Source organism: Streptomyces sp. NPDC059851 (assembly GCF_042732005.1).
GTDB lineage: Bacteria > Actinomycetota > Actinomycetes > Streptomycetales > Streptomycetaceae > Streptomyces.
Genome location: NZ_JBHWJJ010000006.1, coordinates 60168 through 76573, shown reverse-complemented (window position 1 = coordinate 76573; position 16406 = coordinate 60168). Strand labels below are relative to the sequence as shown.

The following is a 16406-nucleotide window of genomic DNA, read 5'->3' as shown; positions in this document are numbered from 1 at the left end:
CTTGCGGGGTCCGGTGCACTGCCGGTTGGACCGATTGCACCCCTGCGCCGTGCGCCTGTCACCCATGTGAGTGCAAGGACAGCTCCCAGGTGTCAACGGCGTAGTGGAGCTTCATCCCGTGCGACTCGTACAACCCGAGTGCGCCGGTCTCGTTCCTGATGTCCACGCCCAGACCGACGAGGTCCCGTCCGCGGGCCGCGTACGCGGCGAAGCCGTGGCGCAGCAGGAAGCCGCCGATGCCGCGGCCACGCACCCCGGACCGTACGCCGAGGTGGCTGACCCAGCCCATGCTGGTGCGGTCGTCGCGGGTGAGCAGCACGCCCACGTCGCCGTGGCCGGGCAGGCTCGCGATCCACACCAGGGACCAGTCGAGCGCGCGGCCGTCGACATGGTCCAGCCAGGCCTCGTACGGGCGGTCGACGTGCCCGAAGTGGGCGGCGAAGGTCTCCTCCACCAGGGCGTGGGCGCGGCGCCGGTCGGCCTCGTCGGCTCCGCAGTGGCGCAGGGTGATCCCCTCGGGAGGGGCGGGCGGCAGGTCGGCGGCCGCCGAGACGGGACGGGTCATCACCTGGTAGCGGCGCACGGTGCGGTAGCCGCGCCCGGACAGCAGGGAGAGGTCGAGGGTGGGTTCGATGTTGAGCTGGAGCCGCAACCGGCCCTCCCCCGCCCCTGCGACCATCTCGCGGGCCCGGGCCTCCAGCCGCTCCAGCAGGGCGAGCGCGGCCTCGTCGTGGTCGGGCAGGACGTAGTGGTCGCAGTCGACCCGGCCCGGCCCGGAGTCCGCCCACACCAGGGCGTACGCCACGAGCCGGCCGTCCTGGAAGGCGAGCCAGGAGTCGGTGGCGAGGTCGACGTCGGGGTGGGACAGATCGGCCTCGACGGAGGCGAGGTCGGTCTCGGGCCGGCCTATCTCGATCAGGTCGACGGCGTTGAGGAGGGCGCAGATGTCGGCTGCGTCCCCGGGCCCGGCGGGCCGGACGGTGATCACGTCGGTCATCCGGACACTGTCCGACGCGTCCGGGTACGGCCGCAACCGGCTTTTCCGCAGGCGGGTTCGGGGCGCGCGGCGCCGCCGCCGGTCCTGCCGTGCACGGCCTGCACGGCCTGCACGGCCTGCGCGGCCGGCCCGTACGGAACGCGCCAGGGCGCCCGCCGCCGGAGGATCCGGCACCGGGCGCCCTGGAGGACGTACGCGGGGGTCAGACGGCCAGGACGGCCCGCTCCTCCGCGAAGTGGCACGCCGACTCGTGCGCCGCGAGGGTGTTCTGGCCCTTGTAGCGCTCCGGGACGGCGAGCAGCGGCTGCTCGGTGGTGCAGATGTCCTGCGCCTTCCAGCAGCGGGTGCGGAAGCGGCAGCCCGACGGCGGGTTGGCGGGCGAGGGGACGTCACCCGTGAGGATGATCCGCTCGCGGGCCTCGCGCGCCTGCGGGTCCGGGACCGGGACGGCCGACAGCAGCGCCTGGGTGTAGGGGTGCGTCGGGTGGTCGTAGATCTCGGAGTCGGTGCCGATCTCGGCCATCTTGCCGAGGTACATCACGCCCACGCGGTCGGAGATGTGCCGGACGATCGACAGGTCGTGCGCGATGAACACGTACGACAGGTCGAACTCGTCCTGGAGCTTCTCCATCAGGTTGACGACCTGCGCCTGCACCGACACGTCGAGCGCGGAGACCGGCTCGTCGCAGATGATGATCTCCGGGTTGAGCGCGAGGCCGCGGGCGATGCCGATGCGCTGGCGCTGGCCGCCGGAGAACTGGTGCGGGTAGCGGTTGATGTACTCGGGGTTCAGGCCGACGACGTCCAGGAGCTCCTGGACCTTGCGGCGCCGGTCGCCCTTCGGGGCCACCTCGGGGTGGATCTCGAAGGGCTCGCCGATGATGTCGCCGACCGTCATGCGCGGGTTCAGCGAGGTGTACGGGTCCTGGAACACCATCTGGATGTTGCGGCGGACGGCCTTGAGGGCCTTGCCGGACAGCTTGGTGATGTCCTGGCCCTTGTAGAACACCTCGCCGGAGGTGGCCCGCTCCAGGCTCATCAGGAGCTTGGCGACGGTGGACTTGCCACAGCCGGACTCGCCGACGATGCCGAGGGTCTCGCCCCGGTACAGGTCGAAGGAGACGCCGTCGACGGCCTTGACCGCGCCGACCTGCTTCTTGAACAGGATGCCCTGGGTCAGCGGGAAGTGCTTGACCAGGTTGCGCACCTGGAGGATCGGCTCGCGCTCGCCCTTGGTGAGGTCAGCCATGGATCTGCTCCTTCCAGAAGTGGCACGCGCTGCCGCGGCCGGGCAGCTCGGTGCCGTCCTGCTCGGTCACCCGGTGCAGGACCGGCACGTCGGTGCGGCAGACGTCCTGCGCCTTGGGGCAGCGCGGGTTGAAGGCGCAGCCCGGCGGGATGTTCAGCAGGTTGGGCGGCAGGCCCTTGATCGCGTAGAGCTCCTGGCCCTTCTGGTCCAGGCGCGGGATCGAGTCGAGCAGGCCGCGGGTGTACGGGTGCGCGGGGCGCTGGTAGATCTCGTGGACCGGGGCGGTCTCGACGATCCGACCGCCGTACATGACGGCGATCTTGTCCGCGACGTCGGCGACGACGCCGAGGTCGTGGGTGATCAGGATCAGACCCATGTTCATCTCGCGCTGGAGTTCCGCGAGCAGGTCCATGACCTGGGCCTGGACCGTCACGTCGAGAGCCGTGGTGGGCTCGTCGGCGATGATCAGGTCGGGCTCCAGGGCCATCGCCATGGCGATCATGATGCGCTGGCGCATACCGCCCGAGAACTGGTGCGGGTAGTCGCCCACGCGCGCCTTGGCGGCGGGGATCTTCACCCGGTCCATCAGCTCGACGGCCTTGACCAGCGAGTCCTTCTTGGACATCCCGCGGTGGACGCGGAACATCTCGCCGAGCTGGGCGCCCACGGTGTGCACCGGGTTCAGCGAGGAGAGCGCGTCCTGGAAGATCATGGCGATCTTCGAGCCGCGGATCTTGCGGTACTCGTCCGCCGGGAGCTTCAGCAGGTCCGTGCCCTGGAAGAGGATCTCACCGGACGGGATCTTGCCGGGCGGCATGTCGAGGATGCCCATGATGGCCTGCGCCGTCACGGACTTGCCCGAGCCGGACTCGCCGAGGACGGCGAGGGTCTCGCCGGCGTCCACCGAGTACGAGACACCGTTGACGGCCTTGGCCACGCCGTCGCGGGTGTGGAACTCGACGTGCAGGTCGCGCACTTCGAGCAGGGGGGTGCCCTCCGGCGCCGATCGGGGCGCGGGGACGTTCGAGGTCTTGTCGATGATGGTCAACGTACGCCCTTCCTCAGCGCAGCTTCGGGTCGAGGGCGTCGCGCACCGCGTCGCCGACCATGATGAACGCGAGCACCGTGATGCTCAGCGCGCCGGCCGGGAACAGGAGCACGTGCGGAGCCTGCAGCCAGCGGACGGAGGCGTCGCTGACCATGAGGCCCCAGGAGATCTCCGGGGGCTGGACGCCGATGCCGAGGTACGACAGGGCCGCCTCGGCGGAGATGTACACGCCCAGGCTGATCGCGCCGACCACGATGACCGGGGCGATGGCGTTCGGCAGGATGTGCCGCAGCGTGATGCGCAGGGTGCCGGCGCCGAGGGCGCGGGCGGCGACCACGTAGTCGTTGTTCTTGTTCTGCAGCACCGAGGACCGCATGATGCGGAAGATCTGCGGCCAGCCGAGGATCGCGAGCACCAGCGAGACCGACCACGCGTTGCCCGGCAGCGCGGACATGATCAGCATGCCGCCGAGCAGCAGCGGGATCGCGAAGAAGATCTCGGTGAAGCGGGACAGGAAGCTGTCGAGGAAACCGCCGGTCCAGCCGGCCAGCAGGCCGAGCCCACCGCCGACGATGATCACCAGCGAGGTGGTGACGATGCCGACGATGACCGAGTTGCGGGCGGCCCAGACCGTGCGGGTGTAGACGTCACAGCCCTGGATGTCGAAGCCGAACCAGTGCTCCGCGCTCGGGGTCTTGAGCGAGTCCTGCAGCTTGCACGCGTCGGACGCGAACGGGCTGCCGTCCGTGAACCACTGCGGGAACGCGGAGACGATGAGCATGCAGACGACGAGGAACCCACCGATCAGGAAGACCGGGTTGCGCCGCAGGTCGGCCAGCGCGTCCGACCAGAGGCTCGCCTCGCGGTCCTTCTTCTTCTTTCCGCCGTCCTTCTTGGCCGCGGCGCCGGCGGAGGGGGTGCCGGCGATCTGGGTGTCGGTCGTCATCGAGTCCTCCACCGTAGTTGTGTCACGCATAGCGGATCCTCGGGTCGAGCACGGCGTACAGCAGGTCCACGAGCAGGTTGCCGACCAGGTAGACGAGGACCAGGATGGTCACACCGCCCACGACGACCGCGCCCTGCTTGAGGTAGACGGACTGGGCGAGCAGACCGCCGACACCGTGGATGTTGAAGATGCGCTCCGTGATGACCGCACCGCCCATGAGGGAGCCGAGGTCGGCGCCGAGGAAGGTGACGATCGGGATCATGGCGTTGCGCAGCGCGTGGTTCATGACGACGCGGCGGCGCGGCAGACCCTTCGCGGTCGCGGTGCGGACGTAGTCGGCGCGCATCGTCTCCATCAGGCTGGTGCGCGTCAGGCGCGCGACGTACGCCAGCGAGGTGGAGGCGAGGACGAAGGCCGGCAGCAGGTAGGCGCGGAAGCCGTCCGCCTCGTTGAACGAGACGGGGAAGAAGTCGATGCCCCAGTTGTTCTTCAGCTGCACGCCGAGCGTCAGCTGCAGGACGAAGCCGGTGACGAAGACGGGGATCGAGATGACCATCAGCGTGGAGATGAGCACGAGCTGGTCGAGGAACTTGCCGCGGCGCAGGGCGGCGAGGACACCGGCGAGGACACCGACGACGGCCTCGATGGCGAAGGCGACGAGGGCGAGGTTCACGGTGTACGGGAACGCCTCGGCGAACAGGTCGGCGACCTTGCGGCCGGTGAGGGTCTCACCGAGGTCGCCCTGGAAGACGCCGCTGATGTAGTTCCAGTACTGGAGCAGGAACGGGTCGTCGAGGTGGTACTTCTCGCGCAGCATCGCCGTGACGATGGGGTCGGCCTTCTTCTCGCCCGCGAGCAGCTGGATCGGGTCAGCGCCCGGCATGGCGAAGGTCAGCGCGTAGATCAGGAACGTGGCACCGAGCAGGACAGGGATCGCCTGTATGAGTCGGCGGATGAGGTAGCGGCCCATCAGACCTCCAACAAGAACAGGGGGAAAGGGCGGGCAGACGGAAACCTGATTCCGTCTGCCCGCCCCCTGGAATTCCCCTAAGTGAAGAGGGGTGTTAGTTGAGCTCGACGTTGGCCAGGTCCATGCGGCCCTGGGCGTCGACCTGAACGTTCTTCACGGACTTGGAGTAGGCCGAAGAAGACATGTAGGTGAAGATCGGGATGTACGGCAGGTCCTTGATGATGACGTCATCGGCCTGCTGGTACAGCTTCAGGCCCTCGGCCGGGTCCGTCGCCTTGTCGGCCTTGTCCATCAGGGCCTCGAACTCGTCGTTCTTGTAGTGGCCGTAGTTGGAGCCGTTCTCGATCGCGACCTTCGAGAAGATCGGACGGAGGTAGTTCTCGGCAGCCGGGTAGTCCATGGACCACGCCATGCGGAACGCGCCCTTGTACTTGGCGGCGCCCAGGTCGTCCAGCATGTCACCGAACTTGGCGTACGGCTTGGCGGTGACCTCGAGGCCGAGGTTCGCCTTCAGCTGGTTGGCGACGGCCTCGATCCACTCCTTGTGGCCGCCGTCGGCGTTGTAGCCGAGCTCCAGCTTGTTGCCGGGGATGCCGCCGGCCTGGGCGTAGAGCTCCTTGGCCTTGGTCGGGTTGTAGGTGCCCGCCTCGCCGAGGGCGCCCTTGCGGTAGCCGGGGATGATCGGGCTGATGAAGTCGTCGGCCGGCTTGCGGGTGCCGTTGAAGATGGTCTTCGTGATGGCGTCCCGGTCGATGGCCATGGAGATGGCCTTGCGGATCTCCAGCTTGCCGAAGGCCTCCGGGTTGGTCTCCAGCGGCAGGCCGAGGTAACCGACGCCCGACTCCGGCTTGTAGATGTAGCGGTCGCCGAACTCCTGGGAGACGGAGGCCATCGCGGAGATCGGGAGCTTGTCGACGATCTGGATGGTGTCGGCGCGCAGGTCGTTGTACGCCGTGTCCAGGTTGTCGTAGATCTTGAAGGTGACGCCTTCGAGCTTCGCGCGGCCCTCGGCCGGGAACTTGTCGTAGCGCTTGATCTTGATCTGCTTGTTGTGCTCCCAGGCGCCGTCCATCTGGAACGGGCCGTTGCCGATCGGGGCCTCGCCGAACTTCTTCGGGTCGGCCTCGAACGCCTTGGGCAGCGGGTAGAAGGCGTTGTAGCCCAGCATGGTCTTGAACTGGGAGAACGGGTCCTTCAGCGTGACGGTGAAGGTCTTCTCGTCGACGACCTTCAGACCCTTGAGCTCGGTGGCGGTGGGCTTCTTGTCCTTGCCCGGCGCCAGCTCCTCGGAGCCCTCGATCTTCGCGAAGAACGGCATGCCCTCGGCGGCGTTGTCCTGGTTGGCGCCCCAGTTCCAGGCGCGGACGAACGACTGGGCGTCGACCTTCTCGCCGTTGTGGAAGGTGTAGCCGTCCTTGAGCTTGATCGTCCAGGTCTTCGAGTCGGTGGTCTCGATGGACTCGGCGACCGCGAGCTTCGGCTCGTTGGTCTTGTTGTCGTAGTCGACGAGGCCGACGAACAGGGCGTTGAGAACCTCAGCGCCCTCGGACTCGGCGGTGTTCTGACCGATCAGGCCGTGCTGCGGCTCGCCGAGCACCACGGTGATGTTGCCGCCGGACTTACCGGCGTTCGAGTCCTTGCTGGTGCTGCATGCCGTAGCGGCCATCGCCACGACGACGGCTCCGGCGACCCACTTGGCGCTCGTTGCTCCGCGCATGGGTTATTGCCTCCTCAGGAGTCACGGTGGATACGTGAAGGACCCGGCTCCACTGACACCCCTGACAGCGAAATCCGGCCCCATCGTGTGCTCGTGAGTCGACGCTCCCCACAGCGTGTGACCCATTGACCCGAGCTCAATGGAGCCATCCTCAGGGACACCCCTGGGCGTAAACCACACTTGCGTGGTCTCGTTTTCACAACATCGATCCGCAGCAGAAACCCGAAATCCGGACAAAGGGATCAGAGACAGACACGTGCGAAACGGACGGTTAGCTCACCTTCCGGAGTGTCACGGTCGGTATGCGGACACAAGAACGCAACAATCCGCTTGACAAGCGTGAAAAAGCGAACAGCCCCTCCCGCACGGAGATCCGTGGCGGGAGGGGCTGCACGTCAGGAGCCCCGAACGGCCGGGGCCCTGAACCAGCCGATTACTTGGCGGCCTTGGCGCGCGACGCGGTGCGCGAGCGCTCCTTCTGGTCCAGGACGACCTTGCGGATGCGGACGGCCTCCGGGGTCACCTCGACGCACTCGTCGTCGCGGCAGAACTCCAGGGACTGCTCCAGGGACAGCTTGCGCGGCGGGACGATCGCCTCGAAGGAGTCGGCCGACGAGGACCGCATGTTCGTGAGCTTCTTCTCCTTGGTGATGTTCACGTCCATGTCGTCGGAGCGCGAGTTCTCGCCGACGATCATGCCCTCGTACACCTCGGTGCCGGGGTCGGTGAACAGGACACCGCGCTCCTGGAGGTTGGTCATCGCGAAGGCGGTGACCGCACCCGCGCGGTCCGCGACGAGCGAACCGTTGTTGCGCGTCTGCAGCGGACCGAACCACGGCTCGTGGCCCTCGTGGATGGAGTGGGCGATGCCGGTGCCGCGCGTCTGCGTCAGGAACTCCGTGCGGAAGCCGATCAGGCCGCGGGACGGGACGACGAACTCCATGCGGACCCAGCCGGAGCCGTGGTTCGACATGTTGTCCATGCGGCCCTTGCGGACACCCATGAGCTGGGTGACGGCGCCCATGTGCTCCTCGGGCACGTCGATCGTCATGCGCTCGACCGGCTCGTGCACCTTGCCGTCGACGTCCTTGGTGACGACCTGCGGCTTGCCGATGGTCAGCTCGAAGCCCTCGCGGCGCATCTGCTCGACCAGGATCGCCAGCGCGAGCTCACCGCGGCCCTGGACCTCCCAGGCGTCCGGGCGGTCGGTGTCGAGGACGCGGAGCGACACGTTGCCGACGAGCTCGCGGTCCAGGCGGTCCTTGACCTGGCGGGCGGTGACCTTGCGGTCCTTGACCGCGGCCTTGGCGTCGGCGCCCTTGCCGGAGCCGCCGCGGCCGACCAGCGGAGAGGTGTTGGTGCCGATCACCATGGAGATGGCCGGCTCGTCGACCGTGATCAGCGGGAGGGCGACCGGGTTCTCCGGGTCGGCCAGGGTCTCGCCGATCATGATGTCGGGGATGCCGGCGACCGCGCAGATGTCACCGGGGCCGGCGACCTCGGCCGGCTTGCGGGTGAGCGCCTCGGTCATCATCAGCTCGGTGATGCGGACGTTGGAGATCGAACCGTCGCGCTTGATCCACGCGACCGTCTGGCCCTTGCGCAGCTCGCCCTGCTCGACGCGGAGCAGCGCGATGCGGCCGAGGAAGTTGTCGGCGTCGAGGTTGGTGACGTGGGCCTGGAGCGGCGCGTCCTCCTCGTACGTCGGGGCCGGGACGTGCTCCAGGATGGTGGAGAAGAACGGCTCCAGGTTGTCGCTGTCGGCGGGGACGGTGCCGTCCTCCGGCTTGGTCAGCGAGGCGATGCCGTCACGGCCGCAGGCGTAGACGATCGGGAACTCGATCTGGTCCTCGTCCGCGTCCAGGTCCAGGAACAGGTCGTAGGTCTCGTTGACGACCTCGTCGATCCGGGAGTCCGGGCGGTCCGTCTTGTTGATGCAGAGGATGACGGGCATCCGGGCCTGCAGCGCCTTGCGGAGCACGAAGCGGGTCTGCGGCAGCGGACCCTCGGAGGCGTCCACCAGCAGGACGACGGCGTCGACCATCGACAGACCGCGCTCGACCTCGCCACCGAAGTCGGCGTGGCCGGGGGTGTCGATGATGTTGATCGTGATCGGGGCCCCGCCGTCCTTGGGGTGATACTTCACCGCCGTGTTCTTGGCGAGGATCGTGATGCCCTTCTCACGCTCCAGGTCGTTCGAGTCCATCATGCGGTCGTCGAGCTGCTGGTGGGCGGCGAAGGCGCCGGCCTGCTTCAGCATGGCGTCGACGATGGTCGTCTTGCCGTGGTCGACGTGGGCGACGATGGCGACGTTGCGGATGTCGTGGCGCGTGGGCACTGCGGCGCTTCTCCCGGGATCGTGGATGGCGTCACGTACGGCCTGGTACGCGAGCCTGTGCCGGGCGGAAAACCTGCCACGGCCTTACCCCATCCTACGTCGCGTGAGGGGAAGCGCCCGCCGGGGGTCTGTCAAGGGGCCGTACGACTGACCGCGACCGGGATGTGGGTGGGGGGCCCGGCCGTCGGTTCCGCGGGGATCCCGCGCGGGTGCCGCGGTGCTGCTGATGTGCTGTTTCGGTGCTGCTGGGAGTGCTCGGGCGCCTGCTTCCGCGGGGGCCCGGGCGGGTGGTGCTCCGGGTCAATGGGTATGCACGACCTTGCCCGCCGGGGGTCCGGCGGGCAAGCGACTTGAGTCACTTCTGAGCTTGTGACCCGCGGGTCAACCTGACTGGCCCCGCTTTGTCACTTGTTCTTCTCCTTTCCTTCCTTGGAACCCGTTTCCCGGCCCTGCGGGGCCTTCCTCCAGCCGATGTCCTGGAAGCGCGGAGTGCCCAGGCCGAAGGCTCCCGCGTTCACCACGCCCGACTTCGCCGCCACCAGCTCGGGGCGCTGGTACAGCGGGATGGAACCCGCCGCGGCCCAGATGCGGGCGTCGGCCTTGCGCATCAGCTCCCGGGATGATTCCTCGTCCAGCTCCGCCACGGCCTGGTCGAAGAGCTGGTCGATGTGGTCGGTCCCGACCCGGGTGTAGTTCTGCTCGACCAGCAGCGAGCCGTCGGCGGCCGGCTCCGGCTTGGCGAAGATCGGGCGGGCGTCGGTGGCCGGGTAGGCGGTGGCCGGCCAGGAGTACAGCGCCAGGTCGTACTGGCCCGAGGCGATGTGGTCCTTGAAGAAGCTCTCGTCCGCCACCTTCGTCAGCTCGGTGGCCACGCCCACCTTCCGGAGCATCTTCGAAATCCGCTCCCCGACGGTGCGCAGGTGCTCCGAGCCGGGCCCGGACGGCAGGACGAAGCGCAGGCTGAGCGCCTTGCCGTCCTTGGCCAGCATGTTCCCGGAGGTGCGGGCGGGCTGCGCCGGGGCCGGCGCCGGGCTCGCGCTGCTGCCCGGGGTGGCCGCGGGGACCCCCTGGTCGGGGCCCGGGGCCTTGGCGTCGTCCGCGGGGGCGGCGGTGTCCGTGCCCGGGCCCGTGGCGGTCGTCGCGGTCGTGCGGCCGGCGAGGGCCGCGGCCTGGGCCAGGAGGGCCGCCTTCTGCTCCACCGCGTACGCGGCGGCGGCCCGCGTCAGCGAGGTCCGGCCAGCCGGGGCCAGGGCCGGGGCCGGACCGATCCCGGGCAGCTCCCGTTCCAGGGCGGCGGCGCGGACGTCGCCGTTGCGCTCGTCCTCCTCGCCCACGACGTAGAGGCCGTCGTCGCCGGTGCCCGGGCCGCCCGGGGGCGTGCCCCCCTGCTGCCCGGCCGACTGCTCCGCCTCGGTCTCCGCCTGCTTCTCCGTCTCCTGCTGTGCCTGCTCCTCCTGCCGGGCCCGCTCCTCCTGCTGTGCCTGCTCCTCCTTCTGGGCCTGCTCCTCCTTCTGGGCCTGCTCCTCCGCCTCCGGGCCGGCCTTCGCGGCCGGAGGCTGCGTGAGCACCCCGCCCCGGCGCCAGCCGGCGTCCGCGAGCAGCGCCTGCGCCGCCTTGGTGTCCTGGCCGCCGAGCGCGTCGCTGTTGTCCGCGTACGCCCGCTGCCCGGCCAGCGCCAGATGGCTGCCGACCGGCTTCGCCGGCAGCCCGAGCGGCCTCAGCACGATCTCGGCCAGTTCCCGGCGGTCGATGGCCCGGGCCACGGCCCGCCGGACCCGCTCGTCGGCCAGCGGGCCGGAGGCCCCGTTCAGGGCGAGCTGGGTGTACGCCGGTTCCAGGGACCTGCGGACGGTGAAGGCGCGCAGGGCCTCGGTCTCCGCGGGGGCGGCCCCCGTGGCCGGGGCCCCGGCCCCGCCCGGAGAGCGGGTGGCGTCCCGGCGGGCCTTGGTGATCCGGTCCGCGGCCGCCGGGTCGATCTCCGCCAGGTCGACCTTGTCCGCGGCCAGGGCCTTCGCCCGCTCGGCCCGGGGCACGGCGGTGAGGACCAAGGAGTCCAACTTGGTCGGCCGGCCCCACCAGCGGGCGTTGCGGGTCAGGGCGGCGGTGCCCGCCTTCGTGTCGATGGACCCGAGGTTGAACGGGCCGGCGGTGACCTTCAGGGTGCCGCGGGCACCCTCGTTGAAGGAGTCGGGGCTGCCGGTGACCTGCTTGGGGTAGAGCGGGGAGAACAGGGAGCGCCAGTCGGTGTACGGCTTGGCGAAGGTGACCCTGACCTCCAGGTCGTTCCGGCCGCGCTCGATCTTCTCGATCCGCTCGTAGCCGGCGTTGCGGGCGGTCCAGTACGCCGAGTCCTTGCCGTTGAGGGCACGCCACTGGGAGACGAAGTCGGCGGCGCCGATCTCCCGCCCGTCGCTCCACACGGCCTGCTGGTTCAGTTTGTACAGGACGACCTGCTTGGGCTCCCGTGCGACGATCTGCGCCTTCTCCAGGAAGTCCGGGTTGGCCCTCGGCCGCCCCTTGTCGTCCATCGTGAACAGCTGGGGCAGCACCGCCCCGGCGATCCGGGTGGTGGTGGCGTCGGCATCGGCCTGGAAGACGTTGAGGGTCTCGGGGAGGTCGTCCACGGCCCAGCGCAGGACGCCACCGTCGGCGACCAGGTCGCGGGCGGTCGCCGCGATGTCCGGTCCGGCGGCTGCAGGGCCTCCCTCGTCTCCCGCGCCGCAGCCCGCGAGCAGCGGCAGGGCGAGGACTCCCGAGGTCAGGAGCGCCAAGGATCTGCGCCTTCTCTGGGACATGGGTGCTACCTCCGGGGCGGGGCGTGAAGGGCGTAAAGGTCGTGCGAAGGGGCTCACGGGTGCGCGGCTTGATCACGTCCGGCGGTATTGGCGGCTGATCACACCGGGTGCAGAACACACTGAAATCCACCACCCGCCGTGCCCCCCGCAGCCGCCCCCCGCCACGCCGCGAAGCCCACCCGTGCGGACCAATCCCCCTCGCGGCCGGGACGCGCGTTCCCTCGGCCGAGGGATGAGAATGGACGCAGGGAGGGGCGCACAGATCGCGCCTGCGCGCCCGCATTCGCTGCACGTCCCTTCACAACCGGGGACGGGAGGCGCGACACTCGCAGGCGCACATGAGCGTTGCCACCGCAACCTGCGGAAGTGAGGGCAAGTCATGTCCCTGCAGGACGATTTGAACGCCGTACGGCGCAACCTGGACGAGCTCACCCGCAAGGTCGAGCAGCTGGAGAAGCAGGCCTCGCGGCAGAAATCCGAGGGCGGCCGGACGGCGGCCCAGGACTCGTCCCGGATGGTGACCATCCCGGACGCCCCGTACGACAACGCACTGTGGACGGACAGCGACGACGAGGGACTCGGCGCCCGCGACCGCCGGGCACCCTGACCCCCAGCAGTCGTACCCCCGTCATCCACCCCATCGGACCCAGCCCCGCACCCGCGCGGCGGCTGGGTCTCCTGGGCCACCCCAGACCACTCCTCCCGGAGTCACCTTTGGCCACAGGCACCGAACCACCCCGGCAGCTCACCGGCGTCCACGACGCCTCCCGGGCCGCGATCCCCGCCCGCCACCTGCGCACCGACCGGTGGTGGCTGGCCCCCGCCGGCACCGCGGCCGGGCTGCTCGCCTTCATCGTCTACTCGACCTGGCGGGCCTTCGCGAACGCCGACTACTACGCGGCCCCGTACGTCTCCCCGTTCTACTCCCCCTGCCTGGCGGAGAACTGCGTCGAGATGCGCGACGGCCCCAACCTGGACCTCTTCGGCAGCTGGTGGGGCCTGTCCCCCGCCCTGCTGGTCCTCGTCTTCCCGCTCGGCTTCCGGCTGACCTGCTACTACTACCGCAAGGCGTACTACCGCAGCTTCTGGGCCTCGCCGCCCGCCTGTGCCGTCGCCGAGCCGCACACCGCGTACACGGGCGAGAGCCGCCTCCCCCTGGTCCTGCAGAACGCCCACCGGTACTTCTTCTACACGGCCCTGCCGGTCGCGGCCGTCCTCACGTACGACACCGTGCTGACCTTCCGCAACGACCGGTACGAATGGGGCCACATGGGCCTCGGGACCCTGCTGTTCGTCGTCAACATCGTGCTGATCTGGGGCTACACCCTGTCCTGCCACTCCTGCCGGCACATCATGGGCGGCCGGCTCAAGCACTTCTCCCGGCACCCCGTCCGCTACCGGCTGTGGGGCTGGGTCAGCCGCCTCAACGGCCGCCACATGCAGCTGGCATGGGCCTCCCTGATCAGCGTCGCCGCATGCGACCTGTACGTGTACCTGCTCGCCACCGGCGCGTTCACCGACCCGAGGATCTTCTGACATGGCTGAAGTCGACCGGCAGCAGTGGGACGTGGTCGTGGTCGGTGCGGGCGGTGCCGGGCTGCGGGCCGCCATCGAGGCCCGCGAGCGCGGCGCCCGTACGGCCGTGATCTGCAAATCCCTGTTCGGCAAGGCCCACACGGTGATGGCGGAGGGCGGGATCGCCGCCTCCATGGGCAACGTCAACGAGAACGACGACTGGCAGGTGCACTTCCGTGACACCATGCGCGGCGGCAAGTTCCTCAACCAGTGGCGCATGGCGGAACTGCACGCGCGGGAAGCACCCGACCGCGTCTGGGAACTGGAGACCTGGGGCGCCCTCTTCGACCGCACGCCCGACGGCAAGATCTCCCAGCGCAACTTCGGCGGCCACGAGTACCCGCGCCTCGCCCACGTCGGCGACCGCACCGGCCTGGAACTGATCCGCACCCTCCAACAGAAGATCGTCCAACTCCAGCAGCAGGACTTCGAGGAGACCGGCGACTACGAGGCCCGTCTGAAGGTCTTCCAGGAATGCACGGTCACCCGCGTCCTCAAGGACGGCGACCGCGTCTGCGGCACCTTCTGCTACGAACGCGAGTCCGGCCGCTTCTTCGTCCTGGAAGCCCCCGCCGTGGTCCTCGCCACCGGCGGCATCGGCAAGTCCTTCAAGACCACCTCCAACTCCTGGGAGTACACCGGCGACGGCCACGCCCTGGCCCTCCTCGCCGGCGCCCCCCTGCTGAACATGGAGTTCGTCCAGTTCCACCCCACCGGCATGGTCTGGCCGCCCTCCGTCAAGGGCATCCTCGTCACCGAGTCGGTCCGCGGCGACGGCGGCGTGCTGCGCAACAGCGACGGCAAGCGGTTCATGTTCGACTACGTCCCCGACGTCTTCAAGGACAAGTACGCCGAAACGGAGGACGAGGGCGACCGCTGGTACGAGGACCCGGACAACAACCGGCGCCCGCCCGAGCTGCTCCCCCGCGACGAGGTGGCCCGGGCCATCAACGCCGAGGTCAAGGCGGGCCGCGGCTCCCCGCACGGCGGCGTCTTCCTGGACGTCTCCACCCGGATGCCGGCCGAGAAGATCAAGCGCCGCCTGCCGTCGATGTACCACCAGTTCAAGGAACTGGCGGACGTGGACATCACCGCCGAGCCGATGGAGGTCGGCCCCACCTGCCACTACGTGATGGGCGGCATCGCGGTCGACTCCGACACCGCCGCCGCACAGGGCGTCCCCGGCCTCTTCGCTGCGGGCGAGGTAGCGGGCGGCATGCACGGCTCGAACCGGCTCGGCGGGAACTCCCTCTCCGACCTGCTCGTCTTCGGGCGACGGGCAGGCCTCCACGCAGCCGCATACGCAACAGCACACGCCGGCCGCCCCGAGGTGGCCCCCGACCAGATCGACGCCGCCGCAGCGGAGGCCCTGGCCCCCTTCCACGCCGCCGACGGCGCGGAGAACCCGTACACCCTCCACCAAGAGCTCCAGACGACCATGAACGACCTCGTCGGCATCATCCGCCGCGAGGCCGAGATGGCCGAGGCACTCCGGAAACTGGCATCCCTCCGCCAACGGGCCGCCCGCGCCGGCGTCGAGGGACACCGGCAGTTCAACCCCGGCTGGCACCTCGCCCTGGACCTGCGGAACATGCTGCTGGTCAGCGAATGCGTGGCCCGCGCCGCCTTGGAGCGCACCGAGAGCCGCGGCGGCCACACCCGCGAGGACCGCCCCTCCATGGAGCGGGCCTGGCGCCCGGTGAACCTCCTGTGCCGCCCGGTGGAACCCGCCCCCGCGGACCCGGCCGCCGACCGCATCCTCCTGCAGCGGGTCCGTACCGAGCCCATCCGCCCCGACCTGCTGGCGCTCTTCGAAAAGGAAGAGCTGGTCAAGTACCTCGCCGAAGAGGAGCTCTACGAGTGAGCACATACGACGCCCGGTTCCGGATCTGGCGGGGCGACTCCGACGGCGGCGACCTGCGCGACTTCACCGTCGAGGTGCACGACGGCGAGGTCGTCCTGGACATCGTCCACCGCCTCCAGGCGACCCAGGCCCCGGACCTCGCGGTCCGCTGGAACTGCAAGGCCGGCAAATGCGGTTCCTGCAGCGCGGAGATCAACGGCCGACCCCGGCTGATGTGCATGACGCGGATGTCGGTCTTCGAAAGGTCCGAGACGGTCACCATCACCCCCCTGCGCGCCTTCCCGGTGGTCCGCGACCTCGTCACCGACGTGTCCTTCAACTACACCAAGGCGCGGGAGGTCCCGTCCTTCGTTCCCCCGGCCGGCGTGGCGGCGGGCGCGTACCGCATGCACCAGGTGGACGTGGACCGCTCGCAGGAATTCCGCAAGTGCATCGAGTGCTTCCTGTGCCAGGACACCTGCCACGTGGTCCGCGACCACGAGGAGAACAAACCGGCCTTCGCCGGACCGCGCTTCCTCATGCGCGTCGCGGAACTGGACATGCACCCGCTCGACGCCGCCCAGGAGGCCGGCCTGGACCGCAAGCGCACCGCCCAGGAAGAACACGGCCTCGGCTACTGCAACATCACCAAGTGCTGCACGGAGGTCTGCCCGGAGGGCATCCGCATCACCGACAACGCGCTGATCCCCCTGAAGGAGCGAGTGGTGGACCGCAAGTACGACCCACTGGTCTGGCTCGGCTCGAAGATCACCCGCCGCCCCAAAAGCCCCTGACCCACCCGCCGGGGCCAGGCCCGCCCCGGGCAAACCGCCGGCGGCGCCCGCCACCGCCCCGGACACCGCCCCCGTCAGGGCGGTACCCCCTCCAGCACGCGAGAATGACGCGCAACGCATGGCACCGGCTAGTC

Annotated in this window: 12 protein-coding genes; 4 read left to right on the top strand and 8 right to left on the bottom strand. The window is 69.6% G+C overall.

Translation table 11 applies throughout. The annotated features are described in order from the left end of the window. Nucleotides 1–58: 58 nt before the first annotated feature. From ACFV7Q_RS03190 to ACFV7Q_RS03155, 8 genes are all read right to left on the bottom strand, one after another. Nucleotides 59–997: a GNAT family N-acetyltransferase gene (locus ACFV7Q_RS03190; protein ID WP_385422991.1), complete on the bottom strand. Its 939-nt coding sequence runs from the start codon at nt 995–997 to the stop codon at nt 59–61. A gap of 202 nt (nt 998–1199) precedes the next feature. Beyond that, a complete protein-coding gene (locus tag ACFV7Q_RS03185) occupies nt 1200–2246 on the bottom strand; it encodes an ABC transporter ATP-binding protein (RefSeq protein ID WP_385422989.1) in 1047 nt (348 codons plus the stop codon). Then, entirely contained in the window at nt 2239–3294 is a 1056-nt protein-coding gene (locus ACFV7Q_RS03180) for an ABC transporter ATP-binding protein (RefSeq protein ID WP_385422987.1), read from the bottom strand. The genes ACFV7Q_RS03185 and ACFV7Q_RS03180 overlap by 8 nt, the downstream gene beginning before the upstream one ends. A 13-nt stretch (nt 3295–3307) precedes the next feature. Beyond that, the gene (locus ACFV7Q_RS03175) at nt 3308–4270 is read right to left on the bottom strand and encodes an ABC transporter permease (protein ID WP_385422985.1); all 963 of its coding nucleotides are present in this window, start codon (nt 4268–4270) and stop codon (nt 3308–3310) included. Then, the gene (locus ACFV7Q_RS03170; protein WP_385422983.1) at nt 4263–5210 is read right to left on the bottom strand and encodes an ABC transporter permease; all 948 of its coding nucleotides are present in this window, start codon (nt 5208–5210) and stop codon (nt 4263–4265) included. Before ACFV7Q_RS03170 ends, ACFV7Q_RS03175 begins: the two co-directional genes overlap by 8 nt. A 94-nt stretch (nt 5211–5304) precedes the next feature. Beyond that, the gene (locus ACFV7Q_RS03165) at nt 5305–6927 is read right to left on the bottom strand and encodes an ABC transporter substrate-binding protein (protein ID WP_385422981.1); all 1623 of its coding nucleotides are present in this window, start codon (nt 6925–6927) and stop codon (nt 5305–5307) included. A 433-nt stretch (nt 6928–7360) separates the two neighbouring features. Beyond that, nucleotides 7361–9265, bottom strand: a complete 1905-nt coding sequence (gene typA / locus ACFV7Q_RS03160; protein WP_179174520.1) for a translational GTPase TypA — start codon at nt 9263–9265, stop codon at nt 7361–7363. A 404-nt stretch (nt 9266–9669) separates the two neighbouring features. After that, nucleotides 9670–12060, bottom strand: coding sequence for an ABC transporter family substrate-binding protein (locus ACFV7Q_RS03155; RefSeq protein WP_385422979.1), 2391 nt, complete (start codon nt 12058–12060; stop codon nt 9670–9672). Between the two features lie 379 nt (nt 12061–12439). On the opposite strand from ACFV7Q_RS03155, the gene ACFV7Q_RS03150 reads away from it, so the two are divergent. The 4 genes from ACFV7Q_RS03150 to ACFV7Q_RS03135 all read left to right on the top strand — a co-directional run bounded on the left by ACFV7Q_RS03150 (nt 12440) and on the right by ACFV7Q_RS03135 (nt 16272). Further along, the gene (locus ACFV7Q_RS03150) at nt 12440–12667 is read left to right on the top strand and encodes a hypothetical protein (RefSeq protein ID WP_385422977.1); all 228 of its coding nucleotides are present in this window, start codon (nt 12440–12442) and stop codon (nt 12665–12667) included. A gap of 107 nt (nt 12668–12774) precedes the next feature. Beyond that, nucleotides 12775–13596 (top strand): hypothetical protein, encoded by an 822-nt coding sequence (locus tag ACFV7Q_RS03145; protein WP_385422975.1) that lies wholly within the window; start codon nt 12775–12777, stop codon nt 13594–13596. Nucleotide 13597: 1 nt separating this feature from the next. Continuing rightward, complete coding sequence (locus ACFV7Q_RS03140; protein ID WP_385422973.1) at nt 13598–15499, top strand: fumarate reductase/succinate dehydrogenase flavoprotein subunit; 1902 nt, start codon at nt 13598–13600, stop codon at nt 15497–15499. After that, nucleotides 15496–16272 carry a succinate dehydrogenase/fumarate reductase iron-sulfur subunit gene (locus ACFV7Q_RS03135; protein WP_385422971.1) on the top strand — a complete coding sequence of 259 codons (777 nt, stop codon included), beginning with the start codon at nt 15496–15498 and terminating at the stop codon, nt 16270–16272. Before ACFV7Q_RS03140 ends, ACFV7Q_RS03135 begins: the two co-directional genes overlap by 4 nt. The last annotated feature ends 134 nt before the right edge of the window (nt 16273–16406 follow it).